Raw genomic sequence first — 24,311 nt, forward strand, 5'->3', positions numbered from 1 at the left:
TTCTGGTGCAAGTTGGGAATATTGAAATGATCCAGACAGAATCTCGGTTAGAGGTTGCCGACAATACCGGCGCCAAGTCCGTCCTTTGCATCAAGGTGCTGGGTGGCTCGAAGCGTCGCTATGCAAGCGTTGGCGACATCATCAAGGTGAGCATCAAAGAAGCCGCTCCACGTGGCCGCGTCAAAAAAGGCGAGGTTTACAGCGCAGTGGTGGTTCGCACGGCGAAGGGTATTCGTCGCGGCGATGGTTCGCTCGTCAAATTCGACGGCAATGCTGCAGTGTTGCTGAATGCAAAGTTGGAGCCTATCGGCACCCGCATCTTTGGACCCGTGACGCGTGAACTGCGTACCGAAAAGTTCATGAAGATCGTGTCCCTGGCTCCTGAAGTTCTCTAAGGACGCGCCATGAACAAGATTCGCAAGGGCGACGAAGTCATCGTGCTGACCGGCCGTGACAAGGGCAAGCGTGGCACCGTCACGCTGCGCAAGGATGACTCCCACCTCGTTATCGACGGTATCAACCTGGTCAAGAAGCACGCCAAGCCGAACCCCATGAAGGGTACGACCGGCGGCATCATCGAAAAGGCCATGCCGATTCACCAGTCCAACGTGGCCATCTTCAATGCCGCTACTGGCAAGGCTGATCGCGTGGGCATCAAGGTGCAGGCTGACGGCACACGCGTTCGCGTGTTCAAGTCCAGCGGCGCTGAAATCAAGGCGGCCTAAGGGGTAAACATGGCACGACTCCAAGACATTTACCGCGACAAGATCGCTCCCGAACTGACCAAGCAGTTCGGTTACACCTCGCCGATGCAGGTTCCCCGTCTGACCAAGATCACCCTGAACATGGGCGTGAGCGAAGCAGTCTCGGACAAGAAGGTGATGGACAACGCCGTGGCTGACCTGACCAAGATTGCCGGTCAGAAGCCTGTGGTGACCAAGGCCAAGAAGGCTATCGCCGGTTTCAAGATCCGCGAAGGCCAGGCCATCGGTTGCATGGTCACGCTGCGTGGCGTGCAGATGTATGAGTTCCTGGACCGTTTCGTGACCGTGGCTCTGCCCCGCGTTCGTGACTTCCGTGGTATCTCCGGTCGCGCTTTCGACGGCCGTGGCAACTACAACATCGGCGTCAAAGAACAGATCATCTTCCCTGAAATTGAGTACGACAAGGTTGACGCTTTGCGCGGTCTCAATATCAGCATCACCACGACGGCCAAGTCTGACGAAGAAGCCAAGGCGCTTCTCGCTGGTTTCCGTTTCCCGTTCAAGAACTGAGGCGAAGCATGGCTAAAGTAGCTTTGATCCAGCGCGAACTGAAGCGCGAAAAACTGGCAGCCAAGTACGCAACCAAGTATGCGGAGCTGAAGGCAATCGCTGGCGATGCCAAGCGCAGCGACGAAGAGCGTGATGCAGCCCGCCTGGGCCTGCAAAAGCTCCCCCGCAATGCCAACCCCACGCGTCAGCGCAACCGTTGCGAAATCACCGGTCGTCCACGCGGCACCTTCCGTCAATTCGGTCTGGCTCGCGCCAAGATCCGCGAACTGGCTTTCAATGGCGACATCCCCGGTGTCACCAAGGCCAGCTGGTAAGCAGGCAGGAGAGATTAAACATGAGCATGAGTGATCCCATCGCTGACTTGCTGACCCGCATCCGTAACGCACAGATGGTCTCCAAGGCCACGGTTCTGGTGCCTTCTTCCAAAGTGAAGATCGCCATCGCCCAAGTGCTGAAGGACGAAGGTTATATCGACGGCTTCCAGGTCAAGACCGAAGCTGGCAAGTCCGAACTCGAAATTGCCCTGAAGTACTACGCAGGCCGTCCCGTGATTGAGCGCATCGAGCGCGTCAGCCGCCCTGGTCTGCGTGTCTACAAAGGCCGTGATTCCATTCCACAAGTCATGAACGGTCTGGGTGTGGCAATTGTCACGACGCCCAAGGGCGTGATGACCGATCGCAAAGCGCGTGCTACCGGTGTCGGTGGCGAAGTGCTCTGCTACGTGGCCTAACCCGCGGCATTGAGGAGAAACTGAAATGTCCCGAGTAGGAAAAATGCCCGTGACCATCCCCGCAGGTGTGGATGTGTCCGTGAAAAGCGACCAGATCTCTGTGAAGGGTTCTGGCGGCACCCTGTCGCTGGCGCAAAACGCGCTGGTGAAGGTGTCCAGCAATGACGGCAAGCTCAGCTTTGAGCCTGCCAATGATTCCCGCGAAGCCAATGCCATGAGCGGCACGATTCGCCAGTTGGTCAACAACATGGTGGTCGGTGTCAGCAAGGGCTTTGAAAAGAAGCTGAGCCTGGTGGGCGTGGGTTACAAGGCTGCTGCAGCCGGTTCCAAGCTCAATCTGGCCGTCGGTTATTCGCACCCGGTCAACATCGAGATGCCCGCTGGTATCACGGTTGCCACCCCCACGCCCACAGAAGTGGTGATCAAGGGTGCCGATCGTCAACGCGTCGGTCAGATCGCTGCTGAGATCCGTGCTGTTCGTCCGCCCGAGCCCTACAAGGGCAAGGGCATCCGCTATGCGGACGAAAAGATCACGATCAAAGAGACCAAGAAGAAATAAGGAGCTGCAACATGTTGACCAAGAAAGAGCAGCGTCTTCGTCGTTCGCGTCAGACCCGCATCCGCATTGCACAGCAAGGCGTGGCACGTCTCACCGTGAACCGTACGAACCTCCATATCTACGCCAGTGTGATTTCCGGCGACGGCAGCAAGGTGCTGGCAAGCGCTTCGACGGCAGAAGCCGACGTGCGCAAGTCGCTCGGCGGTTCGGGCAAGGGTGGCAACGCCGCTGCAGCCCAGGTCATCGGCAAGCGTATCGCTGAAAAGGCGAAGGCTGCAGGTGTCGAGAAGGTTGCATTTGATCGCGCAGGCTTTGCCTACCACGGTCGCGTCAAGGCTCTGGCCGACGCAGCCCGTGAAGCCGGCCTGCAGTTCTAAGCGGAGCGGAATACAAAATGGCTAAATTTCAACCCAAAGTGCAAGACGAAGGTCGTGACGACGGTCTGCGCGAAAAAATGATCGCGGTCAACCGCGTGACCAAAGTCGTGAAGGGTGGCCGTATCCTCGGTTTCGCTGCACTGACCGTGGTTGGCGACGGTGACGGCCGCGTGGGCATGGGCAAGGGCAAGTCCAAGGAAGTGCCTGCTGCCGTGCAAAAGGCGATGGAAGAAGCTCGCCGCAACATGGTCAAGGTGTCTCTGAAGAACGGCACCATCTATCACAATGTGACCGGCCATCATGGCGCGGCTGTCGTGATGATGGCTCCCGCTCCCAAGGGTACCGGTATCATCGCCGGCGGCCCGATGCGCGCAGTCTTTGAAGTGCTGGGTGTGACCGACATCGTGGCCAAGAGCCATGGTTCGTCCAACCCCTACAACATGGTCCGTGCTACCTTTGACGCGCTCGTCAATTCGACGACTCCGTCGAACGTTGCAGCCAAGCGCGGCAAGACAGTCGAAGACATCTTCGCCTGAACGGGAGCCTGAATATGACAACGCAACAAACCGTCAAGATTCAACTGGTGCGCAGCCCGATTGGCACCAAGGAATCGCACCGCGCCACCGTCCGTGGCCTGGGTCTGCGCAAGCTGAACAGCGTCAGCGAATTGAAGGATTCGCCCGAAGTTCGCGGCATGATTAACAAGATCAGCTACCTGGTCAAAATCGTCTGAGAGATAGATCATGGAACTCAATAGCATCAAGCCCGCAGACGGCGCCAAGCATGCCAAGCGCCGCGTAGGCCGTGGTATCGGCTCCGGCCTGGGCAAGACCGCTGGCCGTGGTCACAAGGGCCAAAAGTCCCGCTCCGGTGGCTACCACAAGGTGGGCTTCGAAGGCGGTCAAATGCCTCTGCAACGTCGCTTGCCCAAGCGCGGCTTCAAGTCGCACCTGCTGAAGTTCAATGCGGAAGTGACGCTGACAGCCCTGGACCAACTGGGTCTGGCTGAAGTGGACGTTCTGGCACTGAAGCAAGCTGGTCTGGTGGGCGAGCTGGCCAAGGTGGTCAAGGTCATCAAGAGCGGTTCCCTGACCAAGGCAGTCAAGCTGTCTGGCGTGGGCGCTACGGCAGGTGCCAAGGCAGCCATCGAAGCTGCTGGCGGCAGCGTCGCCTGAGTGTGGCACTGAAGGAAGGCATCTGTGGCTACTAGCGCGGCTCAAATTGCAAAGACCGGAAAATTCGGCGACCTGCGTCGGCGTCTGGTTTTTCTGTTGCTGGCGCTGGTCGTGTACCGCATCGGGGCGCATATCCCCGTGCCGGGCATCGATCCAGCCCAACTTCAGCAGCTGTTCAGTGGCCAGCAGGGCGGCATCCTGAACCTGTTCAACATGTTCTCGGGTGGCGCGCTGTCGCGTTTCACGGTGTTTGCTCTGGGGATCATGCCGTACATCTCGGCATCGATCATCATGCAGCTGATGACGTACGTGCTGCCCGCCTTCGAGCAGTTGAAGAAGGAAGGCGAAGCCGGCCGCCGGAAGATCACGCAGTACACCCGTTATGGGACCCTGGGCTTGGCCCTGTTCCAGTCGCTGGGTATTGCAGTAGCCCTTGAAAGCTCTGCAGGTCTGGTACTGAGCCCCGGTTTTGGCTTCCGCCTGACGGCAGTGGTCAGCCTGACCGCAGGAACGATGTTTCTGATGTGGCTGGGTGAGCAGATCACGGAGCGTGGTCTGGGTAACGGGATCTCGATCCTGATCTTCGGCGGTATCGCTGCCGGTCTGCCCAGCTCTATCGGTGGCCTTCTGGAACTGGTACGCACCGGTGCAATGAGCATCCTTGCAGCGATCTTCATCGTCATCGTGGTGGGTCTCGTGACTTACTTCGTGGTGTTCGTGGAGCGTGGTCAGCGCAAGATCTTGGTGAATTACGCACGACGACAAGTCGGCAACAAGGTGTATGGCGGCCAGTCGTCGCACTTGCCTTTGAAGCTGAACATGGCGGGTGTGATTCCTCCGATCTTCGCATCGTCGATCATCCTGCTGCCTGCAACCGTGGTGAACTGGTTCAGCGCTGGCGAATCGATGCGTTGGCTCAAGGACATCTCTGGTGCACTGACGCCAGGTCAGCCGATCTATGTGATGTTCTACGCTGCAGCGATCGTCTTCTTCTGCTTCTTCTACACGGCTTTGGTGTTCAACAGCCGCGAGACAGCAGACAACCTGAAGAAGAGCGGCGCGTTCATTCCGGGCATTCGTCCAGGTGAGCAAACTGCACGCTACATCGACAAGATCCTGGTTCGCCTGACGTTGGCGGGCGCGGTGTACATCACTTTTGTGTGTCTGCTGCCCGAGTTCCTGATCCTGAAGTACAACGTTCCGTTTTACTTTGGCGGAACCTCGCTGCTGATCATCGTGGTGGTGACCATGGACTTCATGGCCCAGGTTCAGAACTACATGATGTCGCAACAGTACGAATCGCTGCTCAAGAAGGCGAACTTCAAGGGCGGTGCAGGCGGGTGATGGCACCAAGGCGGCGCACGGCGCTGTCTGCAAAGAGTTGGATATCGGTTGAATTGGCGCCCCACGATTTTCGCGGGCACAAATTGTGTTCCGTGCGAAGCAGCCGGGACGGATGGAAAAGTTTTAGGAGAATGCAATGAGAGTTTCGGCTTCGGTCAAAAAAATCTGCCGCAACTGCAAGATCATCCGCCGCAAGGGTGTGGTGCGTGTGATCTGCACGGATCTGCGTCACAAGCAGCGCCAAGGTTGATTGGAAAGTATTAGAGGACGCATATGGCACGTATCGCTGGCATTAACATTCCGCCGCACAAGCACGCGGAAATCGGTTTGACCGCCATTTTTGGCATCGGTCGCACCCGCGCTCGCAAGATCTGCGAAGCAACTGGTATCGCTTACTCCAAGAAGATCAAGGATCTGACGGACAGCGATCTGGAAAAAATTCGCGAGCAAATCGAGCAGTTCACCATTGAAGGTGACCTGCGCCGCGAAACCACGATGAACATCAAGCGTTTGATGGACATCGGCTGCTATCGTGGCTTCCGCCATCGCCGCGGTCTGCCAATGCGTGGTCAGCGCACTCGTACCAATGCACGCACTCGCAAGGGTCCGCGCAAGGGTGCTGCTGCACTGAAGAAATAAAGATTGAAAGATCATCATGGCTAAGTCTCCTGCCAATAACGCAGCTCAGCGCGTCCGCAAGAAGGTCCGGAAGAACGTTTCGGACGGCATTGCCCACGTGCACGCCTCGTTCAACAACACCATCATCACGATCACCGATCGCCAGGGCAACGCTCTGTCGTGGGCTTCGTCCGGTGGCCAAGGTTTCAAGGGCTCGCGCAAGTCCACCCCCTTCGCAGCCCAGGTGGCTTCTGAAGTGGCCGGCCGCGCTGCCATCGATCAAGGTATCAAGAACCTTGACGTGGAAATCAAGGGCCCAGGTCCTGGCCGTGAGTCGTCGGTGCGCGCACTGGGCGCACTGGGCATCCGCATCACATCGATCTCCGATGTGACCCCGGTGCCTCACAACGGCTGCCGCCCTCAAAAGCGTCGTCGTATCTAATTTCTCTCTAAGCCCACCGCCGCCTGTGAACGCGCAAGCGCCTCAGGCGGCTCCCGCAATGGTTTGCGGCAGATGACACAAAGGAAGCTCAAGTGGCACGTTACCTCGGCCCCAAGGCCAAACTCTCCCGCCGTGAAGGCACCGACCTGTTCCTGAAGAGCGCACGTCGCTCCATCGCGGACAAGTCCAAGTTCGACTCCAAGCCCGGCCAACATGGCCGCACTTCGGGCGCCCGCACCTCTGACTACGGTCTGCAACTGCGTGAAAAGCAGAAGGTCAAGCGCATGTACGGCGTGCTGGAAAAGCAGTTCCGCCGCTACTTTGAAGCTGCCGACGGCAAGAAGGGCAACACCGGCGCCAACCTGCTGTTCCTGCTGGAATCGCGTCTGGACAACGTCGTGTACCGCATGGGTTTCGGCTCCACCCGCGCTGAAGCGCGCCAGCTGGTGTCCCACAAGGCGATCACGGTGAACGGCAAGTCGGTGAACATCGCTTCGTACCTGGTCAAGGTCGGCGACGTGGTGGCCGTGCGCGAAAAGTCCAAGAAGCAAGCCCGCGTGGTCGAGGCTCTGCAACTGGCAGCCCAAGTGGGCATGCCTGCCTGGGTGGAAGTGAACGCCGACAAGGCCGAAGGCGTGTTCAAGAAGGTGCCTGACCGCGACGAGTTCGGCGCCGACATCAACGAATCGCTGATCGTTGAGTTGTACTCGCGTTAATCCGTAGAGTACGGAAGTATTTCAAGCAAACCGTCCCTGAACCGCGAGGCATCGCGGTTTAGGTGCTTCACCAGCCTTACCGGTGTAACGAGCTGGGGGTATTGAGAGGAAGTCTGAATGCAAACCAATTTGCTGAAACCCAAGGCGATCAATGTCGAGCAGCTTGGCCACAACCGTGCCAAGGTCGCACTGGAGCCGTTCGAGCGTGGGTACGGCCACACGCTGGGCAATGCCATCCGGCGCGTCCTGCTCTCGTCCATGGTGGGTTACGCAGCGACGGAAGTCACGATTGCAGGTGTTCTGCACGAGTATTCGTCCATCGACGGCGTTCAAGAGGACGTGGTCAACATCCTGCTGAACCTCAAGGGCGTGGTGTTCAAGCTCCACAACCGTGACGAAGTGACACTGAGCCTGCGCAAAGATGGCGAAGGTGTGGTCACTGCCCGCGATATCCAGACCCCTCACGACGTGGAAATCGTCAACCCGGATCACGTGATTGCCAACCTGTCTGCCGGCGGGAAACTGGACATGCAGATCAAGGTGGAGAAGGGTCGCGGCTATGTGCCCGGTAACCTGCGCCGCTACGCTGACGAATCGACCAAGTCGATTGGCCGCATTGTGCTGGACGCCTCGTTCTCCCCCGTGAAGCGCGTGAGCTACACCGTGGAAAGCGCCCGTGTGGAGCAGCGTACCGACCTGGACAAGCTGGTGGTCGAGATCGAAACCAACGGTGCGATCACTGCCGAAGACGCTGTGCGCGCATCGGCCAAGATCCTGGTGGAACAACTGGCGGTATTTGCGCAGCTCGAAGGCGGCGAACTGGCTGCGTTCGACGCACCTGCAGGCCCACGTGGCAATGCGACGTTCGATCCGATCCTGCTGCGTCCCGTGGACGAGCTGGAACTGACCGTGCGCTCTGCCAATTGCCTGAAGGCGGAGAACATCTACTACATCGGTGACCTGATCCAGCGCACCGAGAACGAGCTGCTCAAGACGCCTAACCTGGGCCGCAAGTCGCTCAACGAAATCAAGGAAGTGCTGGCATCGCGCGGCCTCACCTTGGGCATGAAGCTTGAGAACTGGCCTCCAGCAGGTCTGGACAAGCGTTAAGCCAAAGCTATAATCGAAGGCTGCCCAAAGTTTGGGCGCCCGGTTTGATGTCCCCCGCAAAGGGGACTTTTCGTTCCCCACGGGGAACAGTGCCTCGGACAGTACCTGATCCGGCTGCCCGATTTAATTACATAGACAGTAGAAAGAAAGCACCATGCGCCACGGACACGGCCTTCGCAAACTCAACCGCACCAGCTCGCACCGCCTCGCGATGCTGCAGAACATGATGAACTCGCTCATCGAGCACGAAGTCATCAAGACCACCGTTCCCAAGGCCAAGGAACTGCGCCGCGTGATCGAGCCCATGATCACCCTGGCCAAGGAAGACTCCGTGGCCAACCGCCGCCTGGCTTTCAACCGTCTGCGCGACCGTGATAGCGTGACCAAGCTGTTCAACGACCTGGGCCCCCGTTTCAAGGTGCGTCCTGGTGGCTACACCCGCATCCTGAAGATGGGCTTCCGCGTGGGCGACAATGCGCCTATGGCCCTGGTCGAACTGGTCGACCGTGCTGCAGAAACCGAAAATAATTCGGCAGCAGCTGAATAATAGGGTATAATTTACTTCTTACCGCGCGATGGAGCAGTCTGGTAGCTCGTTGGGCTCATAACCCAAAGGTCGGAGGTTCAAATCCTTCTCGCGCAACCAAAACATAGCAATCCTTGCTAAAGCAAACCGCCCACTACCCAGTGGGCGTTTTTGTTTGTGCGCCCGATGGTTGACGCGCTAGGCGCTGCCAAGGGTGGATTGCCTTCGCGGTCTCCTGTTCAGACTGCTGTGGAGGTGCCCGACTACCGCGACGTTTCCGACGGGCTCAATGGGCAAAAAGATCCGCCTTCGCGGCTTTGGTGATGGCCACCACACAAGGGTGGGTGATGCGCCTTTCGACGGAGATGGCAAAGAACTCCTCCACCAGTTCGGAGGAGCGCCCGATGACTTCCACGCCAAACTGGGCCGTGGTCTCCTCGTCCAGTACGGAGGGGGAGGTGAAGATGCCCCGGCCTTCACGTCCAAACGCATTCATTAACGCACTGTCGTCGAACTCACCGACCAGGCGGGGCTGCAGTTGGTGCTTGTTCAGCCAATGGTCGAGCTGCTGGCGCACGGACGACATGGGGCCTTGAATGAGCATGGGCGCGCCATGCAGGCACTGTGGGAAGGGTCCCTCCAGCTGGGCCCTCAAGGCGGGGGCGCACAGAAAACTCATGCTGCTGGTGCCCAGCGGGTGGTTGAAGGCCTTGACGCCGATCTTGTTGGACACCGGCTCATCGGCCAGCACCAGGTCCAGCCGGTGCAGGCTCAACTGCGCAATCAGTTCGGGAAACTTGCCCTCATGGCAGGTCATGTGCACGCGCTGCGGCATCCCCAGCGCGGGCTCCAGCAGGTGGTAGGCGACGGATTTGGCAATCGAGTCGGCCACGCCCACCCGGAACTCCAGGGGCTTCTCCTGCCCCCGCGCCAGCCTGATGGATTTTTCCAGCTCGTCCCCCAGCGCAAAGATCTGCTCAGCATAGCCCAGTGCCACGCGGCCCTCGCTGGTCAGCTCCAGGCCGCGCCCCCGCTTGCGGAACAGGTCGTGGCCCAGCCATTCTTCCAGCTGCTTGATCTGGCCAGACAGCGTTTGCGGGGTGGTGTTCAGCTGCTCACCCGCCCGCATCACGCCGCCTGCCTTGGCCACCGTCCAGAAGTAACGCAAGTGCTTGAAATTCATGGAGACCTCAAAGCTTCGAAAAAATCGAAGAAAAAAACACGATAAAACGAATATACGCGAAGTATGAAACTCTCTACATTGACGTTTGGCAGCTTCCGTGGCGATCTGCGCTGCGGCCTGTAGCTGCCTGTGTTCACAAGGAGTAGCAACGATGCGTATCACGACCCGAGGACAGCTGGCGGTATCCGCCATGACCGACCTGGCCCTGCGCCAGAAGCTGCGACCCGTGCCCTTGTCCACCATCAGCGCGCGGCAGGGCATTTCCCTTTCCTACCTGGAGCAGCTGTTCAGCGCGCTGCGCCGTGCCGGCCTCGTGGACAGTACCCGCGGACCAGGCGGCGGCTACACGCTGGCGCGGCGGGCCGAGCAGGTGTCGGTGGCCGAAATCATCCTGGCGGTGGAGAACCTCAAGAACGACGAGCTGCAGAACCTTGGCGCTGGCCAGGCTGCGCAGGTCAAATCCATGACGGGCGAGCTGTGGACCAGCTTCAACTCCCGCGTGATGGAATACCTGCAGTCGGTGACGCTGCAGGACTTGGTGGACCAGGCCCTGAAGCAGGGCACGGTGGTGGAGGAAAAGGCCCCCGCTGCCCGTACCAAGCTGCCCCTGGCGCCCAAGCCCCGTCCGCTGATGGCGAGGGTCAATGTGCCCAACTCGGTGTTTGCCTTGGGGAGCATGCCGATCCTGCAGCGCCGCTGAGGCGAAGGGGCCCTGCGGTGGTGCAAGGCGTCCGGTGCGGCGCCAAGCCCACCGAGGCTGGCGCAGCGGCAGGCTGCCTGGCTGCCGATGGCTACGCTACAACTGGTGTGCGAGCTGCTTGATGCCCCGGATCAGCATCTCGACCGAGATCGCGACCAGGATCAGACCCATCAGGCGTTCAAACGCCATCACCACGCGTTCGCCCACCAGGCGCTGGATGCGTTCGGCCAGCAAGAGCACCACGGCGCACACGGCCATGGTGACGCACAGCGCGCCCACCCATTCCCAGCGGCGCTCCGGAGCCTGTGCCACCAGCAGCATGACGGTGGCCAGTGCCGACGGGCCTGCCAGCGCAGGAATGGCCAGCGGCACGATCAGCGGCTCGCCCGGAAGCTCTGCCTGCGGGCCGTCTGCCGACGGAAAAATCATGCGCAGCGCGATCAGAAACAGCACCACGGCGCCGGCAATCTGCAGCGACAGGTCGCTCAGGTTCATCACCCGCAGAAACTCTGCCCCGAAGAACAGGAACACCAGCAGCAGGGCAAACGCAATCAGCACCTCCCGGAGGATCACCCGCGCCCGGCGCTCGGGCGCCACGCCCCGCAGGGCATTGGCAAAGATGGGGATGTTGCCCAGCGGATCGGTGATCAGCAGGAGCAGGATGGTGGCCGACGCGAAGGTGTAGCTCACGTTGCGTACACCGCGTCCAGCGAGCGAAAGCCCTTGATCTCGATCGGATTGCCGCTGGGGTCGTGGAAGAACATCGTCCACTGCTCGCCGGGCTGGCCTTCAAAGCGCACCTGCGGCTCCAGCACGAAGGCGGTGCCGGCGGCCTTCAACCGCGCGGCCAGTGCATGCCAGTCGGGCAGTTCCAAAATGGCGCCGAAGTGCGGCATGGGGACCAGGTGGTCCCCCACATGCCCGGTGCGGGCGCTGGCAAACGGTGTGCCCAGGTGCAACGAGATCTGATGGCCAAAAAAATCGAAGTCCACCCAGGTGTCGGTGCTTCGGCCTTCCTGGCAGCCCAGCACGCCGCCGTAAAAGCGGCGGGCGGCGTCCAGGTCGGTGACGTGAAAGGCGAGGTGAAAGAGGCTGCGCATCCCGCGGAGGATAGCAGCCAGGGGCCACGCCGTGGCGTGGCCGGGAGGTCGCTCAGGCGACCGACGGATCGGCGGCCATGTTGTCAAACTTCTTGAAGTACTGGCGCGCCATGGCCACCAGCTGGGCGTCTGTCGGATGGTCGGCGGCCACCGAGTCCACCACCACACCGGCCACGGCCGCATGGTGCTTGGAGGCCCAGTCGCGGAACTGGTTGCGCACCAGGCCTGGGCCGGCCAGCAGCACCTCGCGGGTGTGGCTCAGGGCCTGGGCCACTTCGGCAAAAAACGGCGCGAGGTCTTCGGCCTTGCCCTGGTGCTTGTGGTGGCTGCGGGACTTGATGCGCTGGGCCTCGGCGTGTTCGCGGTCGAACATCACCACATGGGCTTCGGATTGGTCCATCCATACAACGGCGTGAAAAGTGCTCATGAATCGGCTTTCTTGAAGTGATGACAAAACGGGAAGGAAGAGGGGAGAGCGGGCGAACCTGCTCACGCAGCACGCGGGTGTTGCTCGGCCTTTTCTTGGCAGTGCACACAGCGCGCTGCCTCGGGTTGGGCATGCAGGCGGGCGGCGGTGATGTGGGCGCCGCAGTCCGTGCACTCGCCATAGGTGCCCGCTTCGATGCGGGCGAGGGCGGATTCAACAGCCGCCAGGTGCGCGGTTTCGCGTTCGCCCAGGGCAAATTCCAGTTCGCGCTCGGTGGCCACCTGGGCGCGTGGGTCTTCCGGTTGCCCAAAGTGTTCAGCGGCCACTTCGGCGCGGCCGATGACGCCGCCGCGCTGTGCGGCCAACTGGGCCAGCAACTCGGACTGCTGGGTCAGCAACTGCTGGCGAAATGGGGCGGCTTGGGTCTTGTCCATGCGGGGTCTCCTCGGGGTGATCGGATACCTGCATGGTGCGCCTGTGCCCGCCGCGAGGGGTTGACCAAGGTCAAGGGATGGCGCGCGGTGTCACTGCCCGGGTGACACCGCTGGGGGGCATGCTCAGCGCTTGGGCGGGCGCGCCAGCATTTCGGCGGTGTTGGTCTTGCGGTCCGCGTTAACGCGCTGCACATGGGGGCGCTCGGCCATGCGGGCCAGGTAGTCGCGCACGGGCAGGTCGGCCAGATAGTCCTTGCCATAGATGATCTTGGTGGCCGAGCTGACCAGCGGCAGGTGCACGATGGCCGCGCAGTCGGCCATGGTGAAGGTGTCGCCGCCCACGTAGGGGCTGAACTGGGCCAGCTGGCCGAAGGCGGCGATGTTCTTCTGCAGCTGTGCGCCGACCTTTTCCTTGGCCGTGTCGCTCACAGTGCCGCCAAAGAACGCCTGCGGATACAGGTTGCGCGCGACCAGCTCCAGGTGCAGTTCCAGAAAGGTGATCAGCTCGCGCACCTTGGCGGCCTGGTAGGGATCGGCCGGGATCAGCGGGTGCTCGGGGTGGGCGGCTTCGATGTAGTCGGCCATCACGGCGGACTCACACAGCGGTCCCTGCGGCGTGCGCAGGTAGGGCACCTTGCCCAGCGGGCTGGCGCTGCGGTCGGTCTCGCCCACCCAGGCCAGTTCTTCGGTGAACGGCAGGCCCTTTTCGAGCAGGGCCAGCTTGACCTTGTTGTAGTAGTTGCTGGCCGAAAAGCCGCAGAGTGTGAGCATGGCGTGTCTCCTTGTTTGTGGTGTTAGCAGGCGCACATCCTAGGTCGGTGGGTGGCGCCAAGCGGTCACGCAGATGACCCGCGCGCCGGTCGGCGTGAGCCGCGCACCTACAATGGCGCCTCCATGTCCTTGCCGTCCCTGCAAACCCTCCGCAGCCTTCGCTGGCTCGCCCGCCTGGTGCTGGCGTGGTTTGTGTTGTCGATCGGCGTGGCTGTGGCGTCGCCGCTGGTGCATCCGCAGGCCATGGAGCTGATCTGCTCGGGCTCGGGCGCGATCAAGGTGCTGGTCAAGACCGACGACGGCGCCAAGGAACTGTCCAGCCACACGCTGGACTGCCCGTTGTGCGCGCATGTGGGCGTTCCCCCTCCCGCATCCCAGGCCCAGCTGCCTGTGGTTCACCCCCTGGCGCATGCCCTGCGCCCCATCCCTGCCGCGCACATTGCAGCGCGCACCGCCGCGCCGCTGCCGCCGCGCGGGCCCCCATCGCTCTCCTGAAATCGCTATTGATTCGATAGCTGCTTGCGCATGATTCACCTGCGCTTGCGGCCTATTTGGCTTGATTTTCAGGAGTTTCCATGCGCAAAAGCCGCATGGCGCTGGCCGTGGCCAGTGCCTTTCCCCTCGTCCTTGGCATCGCGTCCGCTGGGGCGTCATCCGCATTCGCCCAGACCGCTGAGAGCACGAGCACCAGCACTACCAGCCATGCCCCGGTCAAGGAGCTGGGCGTGGTCACCATCACCGGGGGCCAGCCCACCTCGCTGCCCACGCAGATCCCCACCACAATCGAGGGCGTGACGCGCGAGCAGATCGAGCATGCGATCAACGCCACCGACAGCGAAGACGCCCTCAAGTACCTGCCCAGTCTGCTGGTGCGCAAGCGCTATATCGGCGACTACAACCACGCCGTGCTGTCCACCCGCGCATCGGGCACGGGCAACCCGGCGCGGTCCATGGTGTTTGCCGATGGCATCTTGCTGAGCAACTACCTGGGCAACGGCCCCACCAACGCGCCGCGCTGGATGCTGGTCACTCCCGAAGAAGTCGAGCGCGTGGACGTGCTCTACGGTCCGTTCTCCGCAGCGTACGCGGGCAACTCGGTGGGCGCGGTGGTGGACTACGTCACGCGCATGCCGACGAAGTTTGAGGCGCACGGGCAGGTCAGCACCCAGCACCAGCCGTTTGACCTGTACAACACCAGCGGCACCTACGGGGGCAAGCTGGTCAGCGCCTCGGTGGGCAACAAAAACGGCGACTGGTCCTGGTTCCTGAACTTCAACAAGACCGACAGCGAAGGCCAGCCGCTCACCTTCCCCACGCGTCTCGTGTCCGCCGGCACCGTGGGCAGTGCGGGCACACCCGTGACGGGCGCCGTACTGGACAACAACCGCAGCAACCAGCCCTGGTATCTGCTGGGCACTGCCACGCAGTACCACACGCAGCAAGACCACATCAAGGCCAAGATCGCCTACGACTTCTCGCCTACCGTGCGTGCCGCCTACACCTTTGGCTGGTGGCACAACGAATCTGAAGGCCGCCCCACCAGCTACCTGCGCGACGCCAACGGCAATGCGGTCTACAGCGGCACGGTCAACATCAATGGCCGCTCGTTTGCGCTCACGCCCACCGACTTCAATGTGTCCAACGAGAACCTCACGCATTTCATGCACGGCCTGTCGGTCAAGAGCCGCACGCAAGGCGTGTTCGACTGGGAGGTGGCCGCCAGCCTGTACGACTACCAGACCGACACCCTGCGCGCCGCCACCGTGGCGTTGCCTGCGGCGCTGAACGGCGGGGCAGGGCGCATCGTCAACAGCAAGGGCACAGGCTGGAACACCCTGGCCGCCAAGGGCACCTGGCGGCCCGATGGCGTGTTGGGCGCGCACATCGTGGACTTTGGCCTGCAGCGCGACAGCTACCAGCTGCGCACGGTGGAGAACACCACCACCAACTGGATCAACGGCGCTGCGGGCGTCCGCAACCAGGCCTTCAACGGCGACACCCAGCTGCTGGGTCTGTGGGCGCAAGACACCTGGAAGATCGCGCCGAAGTGGAAGGCCGTGCTGGGCGCCCGCGCCGAACGCTGGAGCGCCAGCAACGGCCAGACCGGCAATGCCACCACCACCGTGAGCCACCCCGAGCGCAACGAGACCTACGTCTCGCCCAAGGCGGCCGTGGCCTACCAGGCCAGCGACCTCTGGGTGCTCAAGGCATCGACAGGCCGCGCCGTACGCACGCCCACGGTGTCTGAGCTGTACCAGGGCGGCATCAGCGGCAGCGGCACGCTCATCAACAACGACCCCAACCTGCGCCCCGAAAAGAGCTGGACCACCGAGCTGACGGCGGAGCGGGACCTGGGCAACGGCCTGCTGCGCCTCACGGCTTTTTTTGAGCGCACCAAGGACGCGCTGTACTCGCAGACCAATGTGCTCGTCACGCCCAACGTGACCAATGTGCAGAACGTGGACGCCATCCGCACCAAGGGCATCGAGCTGTCGTACCAGGCCGCCAACGTCTTTGCGCGCGGGCTGGAGCTGGGCAGCAGTCTGACCTGGACGGATTCCAAGATCACGCGCAACGACAAGTTCCCCACCAGCGTAGGGAAGTGGCAGCCACGCATCCCCGAATGGCGCGCCACTGCCGTGGCGACCTACCGGCCGGACGACAAATGGTCGTACACCCTGGGCGCGCGCTACAGCGGCAAGCAATACAGCACGCTCGACAACAGCGACCCCAACGGTTTTGCCTACCAGGGCGCGAGCCGCTACTTCACCACCGATGTGCGCGTGCGCTACCAGATCACCAAAGCGGTCAGCGCCGCCGTGGGCATCGACAACCTGAACAACTACCAGTTCTGGAACTTCCACCCCTACCCGCAGCGCAGCTACATGGCTGAGTTGAAGGTCTCCCTCTGAAAGGAATACTCCCCATGTTGTTGAATACTATGAAAAAGATAGCTGCTGCCGCATGTTTGACTAGCGCTACCGCCCTGTTTGGCACTGCATCGGCCCATGTGGTGCTCGAATACCAGGTGGCACCGGCCGGCGCCAGCTACAAGGCCGCGTTCAAGGTGGGCCACGGCTGCGGCGCATCGCCCACGCGGCAGGTGGTGGTGGACATCCCCGCGGGCATGCGCGGCGCGCGCCCCATGCCCAAGCCGGGCTGGACGCTCGACGTGCAGCGCGACAAGCTGGCACAGCCGTACACCAGCCATGGCCGCACCATCACCGAAGACGTGGTGCGCGTGACCTGGACAGCCAAGACCGCAGACGACATGCTGCAGAGCGCCCACTACGACGAGTTCGTGCTGGTCGCCACCGCCCCCGAGCAAGCAGGAACCGTGTACTGGCCCGTGCGCCAGGTCTGCGTCGAAGGCCGTAACGACTGGGTGGATGTGCCCCAGGCGGGCCAGAAGCTGTCAGACCTCAAGTCCCCTGCGGCAGCGCTGGAGATTCTGCCCAGCGGTGGCGCGGCTGCCCACAATCATTGACAGTCGGGCCCAGCCCCTTATCCCCCTCTATCCCTCTTTTCTTTGAGCCAACCGAAAGACATTCACCATGAAAACACTGCTTCACACCGCCGCCATCGTTGCTGCACTGCTCAGCGCCCCTGCATGGGCACAGACCGCAGCCGTCAAGGTCGAAGGCGCCTGGGCCCGCGCCAGCGTGCAGGGCCAGAAGGCCACGGGCGCGTTCATGCGCCTCACGGCCAAGGACGGGGCGCGCCTGGTGCGCGCCGAATCGCCCGCGGCCGGCCTGGCCGAAGTGCACGAGATGAAGATGGAAGGCGACATCATGAAGATGCGCGCCGTGCCCGCGCTGGACCTGCCGGCAGGCAAGACGGTGGAGCTCAAGCCCGGCGGCTACCACGTCATGCTGCTGGACCTGAAGGCGCCGCTGGCCAAGGACAGCACGGTGCCGCTCACCCTGGTGTTCCAGGACGCCAAGGGCGTGGAAAGCAAGCTGAACCTGACGGTGCCCGTGGGCACCTCCGCGCCCGGCGGCGCCACGGCGGGCAGCATGATGGATGGGCACAAACACTGAGATCCTCGCGGCCGCAGCGCCTTCGCGGGCGCAACGCATTGGAGTAAGCTGTGCCTCCTCAAGAACCTGGAGCAGGTTCCAACGACCCACCTCTCGCGGAGCGGCCATGAGCGACACATCCAACAACTTCGGTTTCGGCAAATTCGTCCCCGGTTTTGACTTTCTGCAAAGCCTGGCCAAGGGGGCGTCCAGCAGCATTCCGCAGTTGCCCAACCTGTCCAACTGGGTGGCCCCCACCATCAGCGTGGAAGAGTTGGAAAAGCGCATCGAAGAGCTGAAGGCCGTGCAGTTCTGGCTGGAGCAGAACTCGCGCGCGCTGGCCGCCACCATCCAGGCGCTGGAGGTGCAGAAGATGACCCTGGCCACGCTCAAGGGCATGAACTTCAGCATGGGCGATGTGGCCAACGCCTTCAAGCTCAAGACCGCCGACACAGTGATGAGTGGCGTGCAGAAAGCCGCCGACACCGTGAGCGGCGCCGCCGAGGCCGTGGCTGGCGCGGCGGCCCGCGTCACAGGCCGCGCCGCCGCTGAAGAGGAAACCCCGGACGAGACCGAGGCCGAGCCCGCACCCGCTGCACAAGCCAAGCCCAAAGCCAAGGGCAAGACTGCGGCTGCGGCCGAGCCCGCCGTGGTGGACCCGATGCAGTGGTGGGGTGCGCTCACGAGCCAGTTCCAGCAGATCGCGGCCAACGCCATGAAGGACGCGGCTAAGCAGACCGCCATCGACACCACCAAGAACATGGCCACCGGCCTGGCCAAGGAAGCCCTCAAGACGGCCACCGGCATGGCCAGCCAGTTTGCCGCCAAGGGCATGCAGACCATGCAGGGCGGCGCCAAGCGCGCGGCGGCATCATCCGCAGGCGCCGCAAAGAAAACTGCTGCGGCCAAGAAGCCCGCAGCCCGCAAAACCACCACGAAGCCCGCCGCCAAGAAGGCCAGCAGCACCCGCAGCCCGGCTGCCCGCAAGCGAGCGGGCTGACGCCAACGCGGGCGGGTGCGGCAGCACGCAGGCGGCCCCACGTTGGCCTACCTCCCGCCCTGGCACGGAGACCCTCACCATGAAACTCTTTCCCACCGGCCACGCCACCCACCCCCAGTGGCGCATGGCCGCTGCGCTGGTGCTGGCGCAGCTGCGCGCCCAGATGGCGCTGCCCGACTACGCATCGGCCCCCACCCTGGGCCTGCTCTACATCACCGACCACTACGCCAACGAAGCCCAGGCGCTGCTCGACTACCTGAGCGGCGAGCTGCCGGAAGTGACCGACTGGAGCGGCACTGTGGGTGTGGGCGTGTCGGCCAACAATGCCGAATACTTTGACGAGCCCGCGCTCTCGGTCATGCTGCTGGATGTGCCGGCCGACCAGTACCGCGTGTTCTCGGGCGTGGCGCCGCTGCCTGCCCATGCGCCGCACGCCGGCACGGGTTTTGTGGCCCACACCGCGCTGGTGCATGCCGACGGCCACACGCCGGACCTGACCGAACTGCTTGCCGAGATGGCTGCGCGGACCGACACAGGCTATCTGTTTGGCGGCCTGAGCGCCAGCCGCACCGCCAGCGTGCAGTTTGCCGTGGGCGGCGACGGCAACATGGCCGGGCAAGGCGGTGCCAGTGGGGTGTTTGATGGCGGTCTCTCGGGTGTGGCGTTTGGCGCGGGCGTGTCGCTGGTGTCGCGTGTCACGCAGGGCTGCCAGCCCGTGGGCCCGCTGCACACCATCACGGCCGCGCAGGACAACGTGGTGCTCGCGCTCGACGGCGAGCCCGCGCTGGATGTGCTGCTTGACACGCTACAGGTCTCGCTCGACGGGGGCGACCCGCAGCCCGCGCTGCGCAAGGTGCGCGCCACACTGGCAGGGCTGGTCAACGCCGGTGAACAACCGCAGGGACAGCGCCGCACGGGCCACTTTGGCGCCGACACGCGCGTGCGTCACATCGTGGGGCTCGACGGCAGCCGCCGGGGCGTGGCCCTGGCCGACCAGGTGGAAGCGGGCATGCACCTGGCGTTCTGCCAGCGCAATGTGGCGGCGGCGCGTGCTGACCTGATGCGCATCTGCGCCGAAATCCGCGAGGAGCTGTCGCCCGAAGAGCTGGAGCCCGCGCCGCTGGAATCGTCGTCCGAGGCGCGGGGCGGCCCCGCCCCGGCGCCCGGAACGCCCGGCGCCGGGGTGTTGCCCCAGACGGGGCGGCGCATCTGCGGCGCCATCTACGTGAGTTGCTCGGGCCGGGGCGGCCCCCACTTTGGCGGGCCCAGCGCCGAGCTGCAGATCGTGCGCCATGCGCTGGGCGATGCGCCGCTGGCCGGTTTTTTTGCGGGCGGCGAGATCGCCCACCACCACCTCTACGGCTACACCGGGGTGCTCACCGTGTTTGTGGACAGCGGGCCGCAGGGCTGAGCGCAGGGGCTGGGGTCAGAGGGCCGGGCTGTCCTCGGCCTCGGCCTTTTCTTCGGGCGTGAGCCGCGTGGCCAGGATCTTGTCGATGGTCTTGCCATCCATGTCCACCACCTCCAGCTTCCAGTCTTCCCACTGCACCGTGTCGGTCACCTTGGGCAGGCGGCCCGTCAGCAGCATGATCATGCCGCTCAGGGTGTGGTAGCGGCCGCGCTCTTCTTCGGGCACGGCGTCCAGGTTCAGGCGGTCCTTCAGCTCGGGCACGGGGATGTGGCCGTCCAGCAGCCAGCTGCCGTCTTCGCGCTGCAGCGCCCACGAGGTCTCCGGGTCGCGCGGCTGGAACTCGCCCGTGATCGCCTCGATCAGGTCCTGCAGCGTGACGATGCCCTGCACCTCGCCGTATTCGTCGATCACAAACGCCATGTGCACGTCCGACAGGCGGAAGTTGTCCAGCAGCTCCATGCCCGTGATGGTCTCGGGCACATACAGCGCCGTCTGCAACGGCTGGTCGGCCAGGCCGCCGCGCGCCTTGTCGCGCAGCGTGCGCGACAACCATTGGCGCGCATTGATCACGCCCAGGATGTTGTCCATGCCACCGCGCACCACAGGGAAGCGTGCGTGGTCGGAGTCTTCGATGCACTTCAGGTTTTCTTCAAACGGAGCATCGATGTCCAGGCACACCACATCGCCACGCGGCACCATCAGCGAGCCGATCTGGCGGTCGTCCAGGCGGAACACGTTGCGCACCATGGTGTGCTCGTGCGACTCGATCACACCGGCCGTCGTGCCTTCGACCAGCATGGCGTGGATCTCTTCTTCGGTCACTGGGCTGCCGCTGGTTTCCTTCACGCCCAGCAGGCGCAGCAAGGTGCGAGTGGACGTGGACAGCAGCAGCACAAACGGCTTGGTGGCCAGTGCCAGAAAGTTGATGGGCCGCGCTACCAAGCGGGCAAAGGTTTCGGGGTACGACTGACCGATGCGCTTGGGCACCAGCTCGCCCACCACGATGGAGAAGTACGTGATCAGCACCACCACCAGCCCGGTGGCCGCGTAGCCACCGTAGGGCAGCGGCACGCCCAGGCGCTCCAGCCACGATGCCAGCGGCGCTGCCAGGGCAGCCTCGCCCACGATACCGTTCAGCACGCCGATGGACGTGATGCCGATCTGGATGGTGGAGAGAAAACGCGTGGGGTCTTCGCCCAGCTTCACGGCAGCGGCGGCACCTCTATCGCCCTCATCAATCAGCTTTTGCAACCGCACCTTGCGGGCCGTGACCAGAGCGATCTCTGACATGGCAAACAGGCCGTTGAGGAAGATGAGGGCGAACAGTATTGCTATTTCCATACAAAGGGCGCCTTACGCGCCCTTGGGTGTTGATAAGCAACCCATTGTAAGGACTGGGGCCCGGAGGCCCCGCGCAGGTTCCTAACCACCCTCTGTGGGCAAGCCGGTCTCGTCCCATTCAGGCAGCCCCCCGCGCAGCCAGTACACCGACTGGAATCCCTTGGTGGTGGCCACTTTGGCGGCCTTGTAGGACTTCCAGCACTCGGCGCCATTGCACGCAAAAATCACCGGCTTGGCCTTGTCCAGCCCTGGCAGCTTGTCCAGCGCCTGGAAGTCGTCCTGCGCCGCATTGAAGGCCACGTCCTTCAGGCTCTTTTCCACGTAGGCCGCAAACACGGCGCCACGGATGCGCTTGGTCTTGAATTCCTTTTCGGTGCGCGTGTCCACCAGGGTGGCGCCTTGTGCCAGCAGGGTCTGCGCTTCGCGCGCGGTGATGCGGTTCACGCCAGGCAGGCTGGTGGGGGTGAACAGCCCCAGTTCGGCCACGCGGCGGTATTCCATAGCCTCCGGGCGCACCGAGACCAGCGGCAGGCCGCTGGCCGAGGACGATGTGCTGAACCACTGGGCCAGCTTGCTGCGTGCATCCGCAGGCAGGTCTTTCTTGACCACGATGGAGAACCCGCCCGGCACAGGCTGCGACGTGGCTAGCACCCGCGCGATGCCGGGGTGCGCCGCCGACCATTCGGCCCAGTCGTCCTCGCGCACCACGGTGGCATCGGCCGTGCCCAGGGTCAGGGCCGTGAGGCCCGCCTGGGGGAACTTTTCGTACTGCACGGCCCGCAGATCCTGGAACGACAGCCCCGCTTCGTTCAGCATGCCGCGCGCCATGTAGGTGTAGACCGAGTCCTGCTGAGGCAGGTACAGCCGCCGGCCTTTCATGGCGGGCACGGCGGCGATGGGCTGCAGGCCGACCAGCAGGTACTTGTCCGATTTGTGCGTGGCGCCCACCAGTTCGTAGCCGCGTTGCAGTGCAGATGCCGCCACCTGGGCTGGCGCAATGAAGATGTCATAGCCCGCGCTGCGGGTGGCGCGCATCACGTCGGCCAGGTCGTCGCTGGTGGTCAGCGCCACAGGCTGGCCCACGGCCTTCGACAGACCCGACTCGGCCGAAGTGCGCAGGATGGAGTGCGCAGCCTTGCGGGCCGTAGGCTCCACAACCACGATCGCCGTCAGCTGGGCCAGCGCGGTGCTGCAACCCAGGCCCCAGAGCAGGAGCAGCCCAATGGGTCGCCAAGATCGTTTTTTGATGATGTTCATAGCGCTTTTCCTCTCCCCACAACAAAGCGCGAATATGCCCACGGCCTCCGCACCTGCGTACGAATGTTTCCGATGTTTTGTTTTTGTTACTTCTGCTAACGACGCCGCGCGTGCGGTGCGAGGGGCTGCCGCACAGAATGCGGGCTGGCCCGATGCCCTGCGCTTGCGAGGGGAATCGGGGGCGAAAGGTTTTGTTCACCCACTCTTTGGAGACGTTCGCATGAAAGATTCGATGACCCTGCCGCGCCGCCACATGCTGGCCGGAAGTGCTGCCGCCTTGAGCGCGCTGGGCCTGGCCGGATGGACGGGCAGTGCGCGCGCCCAGCAAGCCGCCGCCCCCGCAGCCAAGCCGCTGCCCGCCTATGCAGGGTGGAAGTCGCCGGATGCGCTGATCGTGCACAGCAGCAGCACCCTGGAAACGCGGCGCTCCGCGTTCGGCACCAGCGTCATCACGCCGTCCAACCAGCTGTACGTGCGCAACAACCTGCCCGCGCCCGACGCGGCCATCCTGGACAACCGCGACGCGTGGACGGTGTCCATCGAAGGGGTCAAAAGCCCGCGCAGCCTGACCCTGGCTGAGCTCAAGACGTTGGGCGTGGAAACCGTGGTCACCGTGTTGCAGTGCTCGGGCAACGGCCGGGGCTTTTTCCCCAGCAAGCCCAGCGGCACCCCTTGGGCGGTGGGTGCTGCAGGCTGCGTGGTCTGGAGTGGCGTGCCGCTGCGCAACGTGGTGGCGGCCCTGGGCGGGCTGGCCGACGGCGCGGCCTACCTGACCGGTACGGGCGGCGAGAAGCTGCCCGAGGGGGTGGACCCGCTGTCGGTGCTGGTGGAGCGCTCGGTGCCCGTGAAGGCGATGGACGATGCGCTGCTGGCCTGGGAGATGAATGGCGAGCCGCTGTCACTGGCGCATGGCGGCCCGCTGCGGCTGGTGGTGCCCGGCTACCAGGGCGTGAACAACATCAAGTACGTCAAGCGCGTGGCCTTCACCAGCGCGCAGTCGCAGGCACGCATCATGTCGCACGGCTACCGCATGTCGCCACCCGGCAGCAAGGCCAGCCCCGACCAGCCTTCGGTGTGGGAGATGGGCGTGAAGTCCTGGATCAACGGCCCCTTGGCCGACAAGGGTCCCCTCAAGCCCGGCCAGGTGCAGGTGCATGGCGTGGCCTTTGGCGGCACGCGCGGAATCAAGGGCGTGGAGGTGTCGGCCGACGGCGGCAAGACCTGGCAGGCGGCCAAGCTCATCGGCCCCGACCTGGGCCCCTTTGCCTGGCGGCAGTTTGCGCTGCCCCTGCGCCTGGAGGCGGGCACCCATGTGCTGGCCAGCCGCGCCACCGACACGGCAGGCAATGTGCAGGCCGAGCAGCGTGAGGAAAACCTGGGCGGCTACAACAACGCCAGCTGGCGTGACCACGCCGTCACCGTGACCGTGGCCTGAGATGGGTGGGAGCAACGGAGCGCGCCGCCTTGCAGCGGCGCTGTGGGTCGCTGGCGCCTGTGCGTCGGCTGCGGCCGCCGACCCCGCCGAACTGGCACGCGGCAAGGAGCTGTTCACCAAGATCCAGCCCGCCTGCGCCGTGTGTCACACCCTGCAGGCCGCAGGTGCTGAGGGCCAGGTCGGCCCGGTGCTGGATGAGCTGAAGCCCGACGCGGGCCGCGTGTTGCGCGCGCTCAAGGCGGGCATCGGTGTAATGCCCTCGTATGCCGAGCGCATGAGCGAGAAGGACATGTTGGCCGTGGCGCAGTTTGTGGCGCACGCCACGGGCGCGGCCAAGTAGGCGCAGCCTTTCGCACCGGTTG

General features: G+C 63.5%; 34 protein-coding genes and 1 tRNA gene. 27 read left to right on the forward strand and 8 right to left on the reverse strand.

The features are described from left to right. Nucleotides 1-26 precede the first annotated feature (26 nt). From rplN to DNK89_RS21760, 18 genes are all read left to right on the forward strand, one after another. A complete protein-coding gene (gene rplN / locus DNK89_RS21675; protein ID WP_007861702.1) occupies nucleotides 27-395 on the forward strand; it encodes a 50S ribosomal protein L14 in 369 nt (122 codons plus the stop codon). 9 nt (nucleotides 396-404) lie between these two features. Further along, a complete protein-coding gene (gene rplX, locus DNK89_RS21680; RefSeq protein WP_060987447.1) occupies nucleotides 405-725 on the forward strand; it encodes a 50S ribosomal protein L24 in 321 nt (106 codons plus the stop codon). A gap of 9 nt (nucleotides 726-734) precedes the next feature. Next, nucleotides 735-1,274 (forward strand): 50S ribosomal protein L5, encoded by a 540-nt coding sequence (gene rplE, locus DNK89_RS21685; RefSeq protein WP_015016018.1) that lies wholly within the window; start codon nucleotides 735-737, stop codon nucleotides 1,272-1,274. A gap of 8 nt (nucleotides 1,275-1,282) precedes the next feature. After that, nucleotides 1,283-1,588: a 30S ribosomal protein S14 gene (rpsN, locus tag DNK89_RS21690; RefSeq protein ID WP_015016017.1), complete on the forward strand. Its 306-nt coding sequence runs from the start codon at nucleotides 1,283-1,285 to the stop codon at nucleotides 1,586-1,588. Between the two features lie 20 nt (nucleotides 1,589-1,608). Beyond that, complete coding sequence (rpsH, locus tag DNK89_RS21695) at nucleotides 1,609-2,004, forward strand: 30S ribosomal protein S8 (RefSeq protein WP_005793636.1); 396 nt, start codon at nucleotides 1,609-1,611, stop codon at nucleotides 2,002-2,004. Between the two features lie 25 nt (nucleotides 2,005-2,029). After that, the gene (gene rplF / locus DNK89_RS21700; protein ID WP_015016016.1) at nucleotides 2,030-2,563 is read left to right on the forward strand and encodes a 50S ribosomal protein L6; all 534 of its coding nucleotides are present in this window, start codon (nucleotides 2,030-2,032) and stop codon (nucleotides 2,561-2,563) included. 11 nt (nucleotides 2,564-2,574) lie between these two features. Continuing rightward, a complete protein-coding gene (rplR, locus tag DNK89_RS21705) occupies nucleotides 2,575-2,940 on the forward strand; it encodes a 50S ribosomal protein L18 (protein WP_015016015.1) in 366 nt (121 codons plus the stop codon). Between the two features lie 17 nt (nucleotides 2,941-2,957). Further along, nucleotides 2,958-3,476, forward strand: coding sequence for a 30S ribosomal protein S5 (gene rpsE, locus DNK89_RS21710; RefSeq protein ID WP_015016014.1), 519 nt, complete (start codon nucleotides 2,958-2,960; stop codon nucleotides 3,474-3,476). A 14-nt stretch (nucleotides 3,477-3,490) separates the two neighbouring features. Further along, nucleotides 3,491-3,673 (forward strand): 50S ribosomal protein L30, encoded by a 183-nt coding sequence (rpmD, locus tag DNK89_RS21715; protein WP_005793644.1) that lies wholly within the window; start codon nucleotides 3,491-3,493, stop codon nucleotides 3,671-3,673. A 10-nt stretch (nucleotides 3,674-3,683) separates the two neighbouring features. Further along, nucleotides 3,684-4,115 (forward strand): 50S ribosomal protein L15, encoded by a 432-nt coding sequence (gene rplO, locus DNK89_RS21720; protein WP_015016013.1) that lies wholly within the window; start codon nucleotides 3,684-3,686, stop codon nucleotides 4,113-4,115. A 24-nt stretch (nucleotides 4,116-4,139) separates the two neighbouring features. Then, nucleotides 4,140-5,459 carry a preprotein translocase subunit SecY gene (secY, locus tag DNK89_RS21725; RefSeq protein WP_015016012.1) on the forward strand — a complete coding sequence of 440 codons (1,320 nt, stop codon included), beginning with the start codon at nucleotides 4,140-4,142 and terminating at the stop codon, nucleotides 5,457-5,459. A 136-nt stretch (nucleotides 5,460-5,595) separates the two neighbouring features. Further along, nucleotides 5,596-5,709 carry a 50S ribosomal protein L36 gene (gene rpmJ / locus DNK89_RS21730; RefSeq protein WP_005793651.1) on the forward strand — a complete coding sequence of 38 codons (114 nt, stop codon included), beginning with the start codon at nucleotides 5,596-5,598 and terminating at the stop codon, nucleotides 5,707-5,709. 23 nt (nucleotides 5,710-5,732) lie between these two features. Continuing rightward, nucleotides 5,733-6,098 carry a 30S ribosomal protein S13 gene (rpsM, locus tag DNK89_RS21735; RefSeq protein WP_060987448.1) on the forward strand — a complete coding sequence of 122 codons (366 nt, stop codon included), beginning with the start codon at nucleotides 5,733-5,735 and terminating at the stop codon, nucleotides 6,096-6,098. Between the two features lie 16 nt (nucleotides 6,099-6,114). Next, entirely contained in the window at nucleotides 6,115-6,519 is a 405-nt protein-coding gene (gene rpsK / locus DNK89_RS21740; protein WP_005793662.1) for a 30S ribosomal protein S11, read from the forward strand. A gap of 92 nt (nucleotides 6,520-6,611) precedes the next feature. After that, nucleotides 6,612-7,235: a 30S ribosomal protein S4 gene (gene rpsD, locus DNK89_RS21745; RefSeq protein WP_015016011.1), complete on the forward strand. Its 624-nt coding sequence runs from the start codon at nucleotides 6,612-6,614 to the stop codon at nucleotides 7,233-7,235. Nucleotides 7,236-7,352: 117 nt separating this feature from the next. Continuing rightward, the gene (rpoA, locus tag DNK89_RS21750; RefSeq protein ID WP_005793666.1) at nucleotides 7,353-8,345 is read left to right on the forward strand and encodes a DNA-directed RNA polymerase subunit alpha; all 993 of its coding nucleotides are present in this window, start codon (nucleotides 7,353-7,355) and stop codon (nucleotides 8,343-8,345) included. A gap of 154 nt (nucleotides 8,346-8,499) precedes the next feature. Then, entirely contained in the window at nucleotides 8,500-8,892 is a 393-nt protein-coding gene (rplQ, locus tag DNK89_RS21755; RefSeq protein WP_008906513.1) for a 50S ribosomal protein L17, read from the forward strand. A gap of 22 nt (nucleotides 8,893-8,914) precedes the next feature. Beyond that, nucleotides 8,915-8,991: transfer RNA gene (locus tag DNK89_RS21760), tRNA-Met, on the forward strand. A gap of 166 nt (nucleotides 8,992-9,157) precedes the next feature. Here DNK89_RS21760 and nhaR read toward each other — a convergent pair. After that, the gene (gene nhaR / locus DNK89_RS21765) at nucleotides 9,158-10,054 is read right to left on the reverse strand and encodes a transcriptional activator NhaR (RefSeq protein WP_110961795.1); all 897 of its coding nucleotides are present in this window, start codon (nucleotides 10,052-10,054) and stop codon (nucleotides 9,158-9,160) included. Nucleotides 10,055-10,205: 151 nt separating this feature from the next. Between nhaR and DNK89_RS21770 the strand changes: the two genes are divergently transcribed. Continuing rightward, complete coding sequence (locus DNK89_RS21770; RefSeq protein WP_110961796.1) at nucleotides 10,206-10,754, forward strand: Rrf2 family transcriptional regulator; 549 nt, start codon at nucleotides 10,206-10,208, stop codon at nucleotides 10,752-10,754. Nucleotides 10,755-10,850: 96 nt separating this feature from the next. On the opposite strand, the gene DNK89_RS21775 is transcribed toward DNK89_RS21770, so the two are convergent. The 5 genes from DNK89_RS21775 to DNK89_RS21795 form a co-directional block, all read right to left on the reverse strand. Next, nucleotides 10,851-11,444, reverse strand: a complete 594-nt coding sequence (locus DNK89_RS21775) for a MarC family protein (protein WP_015016008.1) — start codon at nucleotides 11,442-11,444, stop codon at nucleotides 10,851-10,853. Then, nucleotides 11,441-11,854, reverse strand: coding sequence for a VOC family protein (locus DNK89_RS21780; protein WP_110961797.1), 414 nt, complete (start codon nucleotides 11,852-11,854; stop codon nucleotides 11,441-11,443). The genes DNK89_RS21775 and DNK89_RS21780 overlap by 4 nt, the downstream gene beginning before the upstream one ends. Nucleotides 11,855-11,906: 52 nt before the next feature. Then, entirely contained in the window at nucleotides 11,907-12,281 is a 375-nt protein-coding gene (locus DNK89_RS21785) for a hypothetical protein (protein WP_110961798.1), read from the reverse strand. A gap of 62 nt (nucleotides 12,282-12,343) precedes the next feature. Further along, entirely contained in the window at nucleotides 12,344-12,715 is a 372-nt protein-coding gene (locus DNK89_RS21790; protein ID WP_110961799.1) for a TraR/DksA family transcriptional regulator, read from the reverse strand. Between the two features lie 123 nt (nucleotides 12,716-12,838). Next, nucleotides 12,839-13,486 (reverse strand): glutathione S-transferase, encoded by a 648-nt coding sequence (locus DNK89_RS21795; protein ID WP_110961800.1) that lies wholly within the window; start codon nucleotides 13,484-13,486, stop codon nucleotides 12,839-12,841. A 123-nt stretch (nucleotides 13,487-13,609) separates the two neighbouring features. Here DNK89_RS21795 and DNK89_RS21800 point away from each other — a divergent pair, with 123 nt between their 5' ends. The 6 genes from DNK89_RS21800 to DNK89_RS21825 all read left to right on the forward strand — a co-directional run bounded on the left by DNK89_RS21800 (nucleotide 13,610) and on the right by DNK89_RS21825 (nucleotide 19,916). After that, on the forward strand, nucleotides 13,610-13,981 hold the full coding sequence (locus DNK89_RS21800) for a DUF2946 family protein (RefSeq protein WP_203422431.1): 372 nt from the start codon (nucleotides 13,610-13,612) through the stop codon (nucleotides 13,979-13,981). 80 nt (nucleotides 13,982-14,061) lie between these two features. Next, on the forward strand, nucleotides 14,062-16,398 hold the full coding sequence (locus tag DNK89_RS21805) for a TonB-dependent receptor (RefSeq protein WP_110961801.1): 2,337 nt from the start codon (nucleotides 14,062-14,064) through the stop codon (nucleotides 16,396-16,398). 14 nt (nucleotides 16,399-16,412) lie between these two features. Next, nucleotides 16,413-16,973 (forward strand): YcnI family protein, encoded by a 561-nt coding sequence (locus DNK89_RS21810; RefSeq protein WP_203422433.1) that lies wholly within the window; start codon nucleotides 16,413-16,415, stop codon nucleotides 16,971-16,973. 67 nt (nucleotides 16,974-17,040) lie between these two features. Beyond that, nucleotides 17,041-17,526: a copper chaperone PCu(A)C gene (locus DNK89_RS21815; RefSeq protein ID WP_110961802.1), complete on the forward strand. Its 486-nt coding sequence runs from the start codon at nucleotides 17,041-17,043 to the stop codon at nucleotides 17,524-17,526. Nucleotides 17,527-17,632: 106 nt separating this feature from the next. Next, nucleotides 17,633-18,505 (forward strand): PhaM family polyhydroxyalkanoate granule multifunctional regulatory protein, encoded by an 873-nt coding sequence (locus DNK89_RS21820; RefSeq protein ID WP_110961803.1) that lies wholly within the window; start codon nucleotides 17,633-17,635, stop codon nucleotides 18,503-18,505. A gap of 79 nt (nucleotides 18,506-18,584) precedes the next feature. Beyond that, nucleotides 18,585-19,916, forward strand: coding sequence for an FIST N-terminal domain-containing protein (locus DNK89_RS21825; RefSeq protein ID WP_110961804.1), 1,332 nt, complete (start codon nucleotides 18,585-18,587; stop codon nucleotides 19,914-19,916). Between the two features lie 15 nt (nucleotides 19,917-19,931). Here DNK89_RS21825 and DNK89_RS21830 read toward each other — a convergent pair whose 3' ends face one another. Both DNK89_RS21830 and DNK89_RS21835 read right to left on the reverse strand, forming a co-directional pair. Next, on the reverse strand, nucleotides 19,932-21,257 hold the full coding sequence (locus DNK89_RS21830; RefSeq protein WP_110961805.1) for a hemolysin family protein: 1,326 nt from the start codon (nucleotides 21,255-21,257) through the stop codon (nucleotides 19,932-19,934). A gap of 81 nt (nucleotides 21,258-21,338) precedes the next feature. Next, entirely contained in the window at nucleotides 21,339-22,514 is a 1,176-nt protein-coding gene (locus DNK89_RS21835) for a rhodanese-like domain-containing protein (protein ID WP_110961806.1), read from the reverse strand. A 220-nt stretch (nucleotides 22,515-22,734) separates the two neighbouring features. Between DNK89_RS21835 and DNK89_RS21840 the strand changes: the two genes are divergently transcribed. Continuing rightward, on the forward strand, nucleotides 22,735-23,949 hold the full coding sequence (locus DNK89_RS21840) for a sulfite oxidase (RefSeq protein ID WP_110961807.1): 1,215 nt from the start codon (nucleotides 22,735-22,737) through the stop codon (nucleotides 23,947-23,949). Nucleotide 23,950: 1 nt separating this feature from the next. Then, the gene (locus DNK89_RS21845) at nucleotides 23,951-24,289 is read left to right on the forward strand and encodes a cytochrome c (RefSeq protein WP_203422435.1); all 339 of its coding nucleotides are present in this window, start codon (nucleotides 23,951-23,953) and stop codon (nucleotides 24,287-24,289) included. Nucleotides 24,290-24,311 lie beyond the last annotated feature (22 nt).

The sequence above is a fragment of the Acidovorax sp. ST3 genome, from assembly GCF_003231145.1.
In the GTDB taxonomy this organism is placed as follows: Bacteria; Pseudomonadota; Gammaproteobacteria; order Burkholderiales; family Burkholderiaceae_C; genus Acidovorax.

Excerpts from the sequence above, each read along its gene's own strand:
- rplE (WP_015016018.1), top strand. The coding sequence starts at position 735 with ATGGCACGACTCCAAGACATTTACCGCGACAAGATCGCTCCCGAACTG.
- DNK89_RS21830 (WP_110961805.1), bottom strand. The coding sequence starts at position 21,257 with ATGGAAATAGCAATACTGTTCGCCCTCATCTTCCTCAACGGCCTGTTT.
- DNK89_RS21790 (WP_110961799.1), bottom strand. The coding sequence starts at position 12,715 with ATGGACAAGACCCAAGCCGCCCCATTTCGCCAGCAGTTGCTGACCCAG.
- DNK89_RS21795 (WP_110961800.1), bottom strand. The coding sequence starts at position 13,486 with ATGCTCACACTCTGCGGCTTTTCGGCCAGCAACTACTACAACAAGGTC.
- DNK89_RS21805 (WP_110961801.1), top strand. The coding sequence starts at position 14,062 with ATGCGCAAAAGCCGCATGGCGCTGGCCGTGGCCAGTGCCTTTCCCCTC.
- rpmD (WP_005793644.1), top strand. The coding sequence starts at position 3,491 with ATGACAACGCAACAAACCGTCAAGATTCAACTGGTGCGCAGCCCGATT.
- rpmJ (WP_005793651.1), top strand. The coding sequence starts at position 5,596 with ATGAGAGTTTCGGCTTCGGTCAAAAAAATCTGCCGCAACTGCAAGATC.
- DNK89_RS21780 (WP_110961797.1), bottom strand. The coding sequence starts at position 11,854 with ATGCGCAGCCTCTTTCACCTCGCCTTTCACGTCACCGACCTGGACGCC.
- rpsE (WP_015016014.1), top strand. The coding sequence starts at position 2,958 with ATGGCTAAATTTCAACCCAAAGTGCAAGACGAAGGTCGTGACGACGGT.
- DNK89_RS21770 (WP_110961796.1), top strand. The coding sequence starts at position 10,206 with ATGCGTATCACGACCCGAGGACAGCTGGCGGTATCCGCCATGACCGAC.
- DNK89_RS21820 (WP_110961803.1), top strand. The coding sequence starts at position 17,633 with ATGAGCGACACATCCAACAACTTCGGTTTCGGCAAATTCGTCCCCGGT.
- rpoA (WP_005793666.1), top strand. The coding sequence starts at position 7,353 with ATGCAAACCAATTTGCTGAAACCCAAGGCGATCAATGTCGAGCAGCTT.
- rplX (WP_060987447.1), top strand. The coding sequence starts at position 405 with ATGAACAAGATTCGCAAGGGCGACGAAGTCATCGTGCTGACCGGCCGT.
- rpsN (WP_015016017.1), top strand. The coding sequence starts at position 1,283 with ATGGCTAAAGTAGCTTTGATCCAGCGCGAACTGAAGCGCGAAAAACTG.
- rplR (WP_015016015.1), top strand. The coding sequence starts at position 2,575 with ATGTTGACCAAGAAAGAGCAGCGTCTTCGTCGTTCGCGTCAGACCCGC.
- DNK89_RS21835 (WP_110961806.1), bottom strand. The coding sequence starts at position 22,514 with ATGAACATCATCAAAAAACGATCTTGGCGACCCATTGGGCTGCTCCTG.
- rpsK (WP_005793662.1), top strand. The coding sequence starts at position 6,115 with ATGGCTAAGTCTCCTGCCAATAACGCAGCTCAGCGCGTCCGCAAGAAG.
- nhaR (WP_110961795.1), bottom strand. The coding sequence starts at position 10,054 with ATGAATTTCAAGCACTTGCGTTACTTCTGGACGGTGGCCAAGGCAGGC.
- DNK89_RS21815 (WP_110961802.1), top strand. The coding sequence starts at position 17,041 with ATGAAAACACTGCTTCACACCGCCGCCATCGTTGCTGCACTGCTCAGC.
- rplO (WP_015016013.1), top strand. The coding sequence starts at position 3,684 with ATGGAACTCAATAGCATCAAGCCCGCAGACGGCGCCAAGCATGCCAAG.
- DNK89_RS21845 (WP_203422435.1), top strand. The coding sequence starts at position 23,951 with ATGGGTGGGAGCAACGGAGCGCGCCGCCTTGCAGCGGCGCTGTGGGTC.
- rplQ (WP_008906513.1), top strand. The coding sequence starts at position 8,500 with ATGCGCCACGGACACGGCCTTCGCAAACTCAACCGCACCAGCTCGCAC.
- DNK89_RS21810 (WP_203422433.1), top strand. The coding sequence starts at position 16,413 with ATGTTGTTGAATACTATGAAAAAGATAGCTGCTGCCGCATGTTTGACT.
- DNK89_RS21825 (WP_110961804.1), top strand. The coding sequence starts at position 18,585 with ATGAAACTCTTTCCCACCGGCCACGCCACCCACCCCCAGTGGCGCATG.
- rplF (WP_015016016.1), top strand. The coding sequence starts at position 2,030 with ATGTCCCGAGTAGGAAAAATGCCCGTGACCATCCCCGCAGGTGTGGAT.
- rplN (WP_007861702.1), top strand. The coding sequence starts at position 27 with ATGATCCAGACAGAATCTCGGTTAGAGGTTGCCGACAATACCGGCGCC.
- DNK89_RS21800 (WP_203422431.1), top strand. The coding sequence starts at position 13,610 with ATGTCCTTGCCGTCCCTGCAAACCCTCCGCAGCCTTCGCTGGCTCGCC.
- DNK89_RS21785 (WP_110961798.1), bottom strand. The coding sequence starts at position 12,281 with ATGAGCACTTTTCACGCCGTTGTATGGATGGACCAATCCGAAGCCCAT.
- rpsM (WP_060987448.1), top strand. The coding sequence starts at position 5,733 with ATGGCACGTATCGCTGGCATTAACATTCCGCCGCACAAGCACGCGGAA.
- rpsH (WP_005793636.1), top strand. The coding sequence starts at position 1,609 with ATGAGCATGAGTGATCCCATCGCTGACTTGCTGACCCGCATCCGTAAC.
- DNK89_RS21840 (WP_110961807.1), top strand. The coding sequence starts at position 22,735 with ATGAAAGATTCGATGACCCTGCCGCGCCGCCACATGCTGGCCGGAAGT.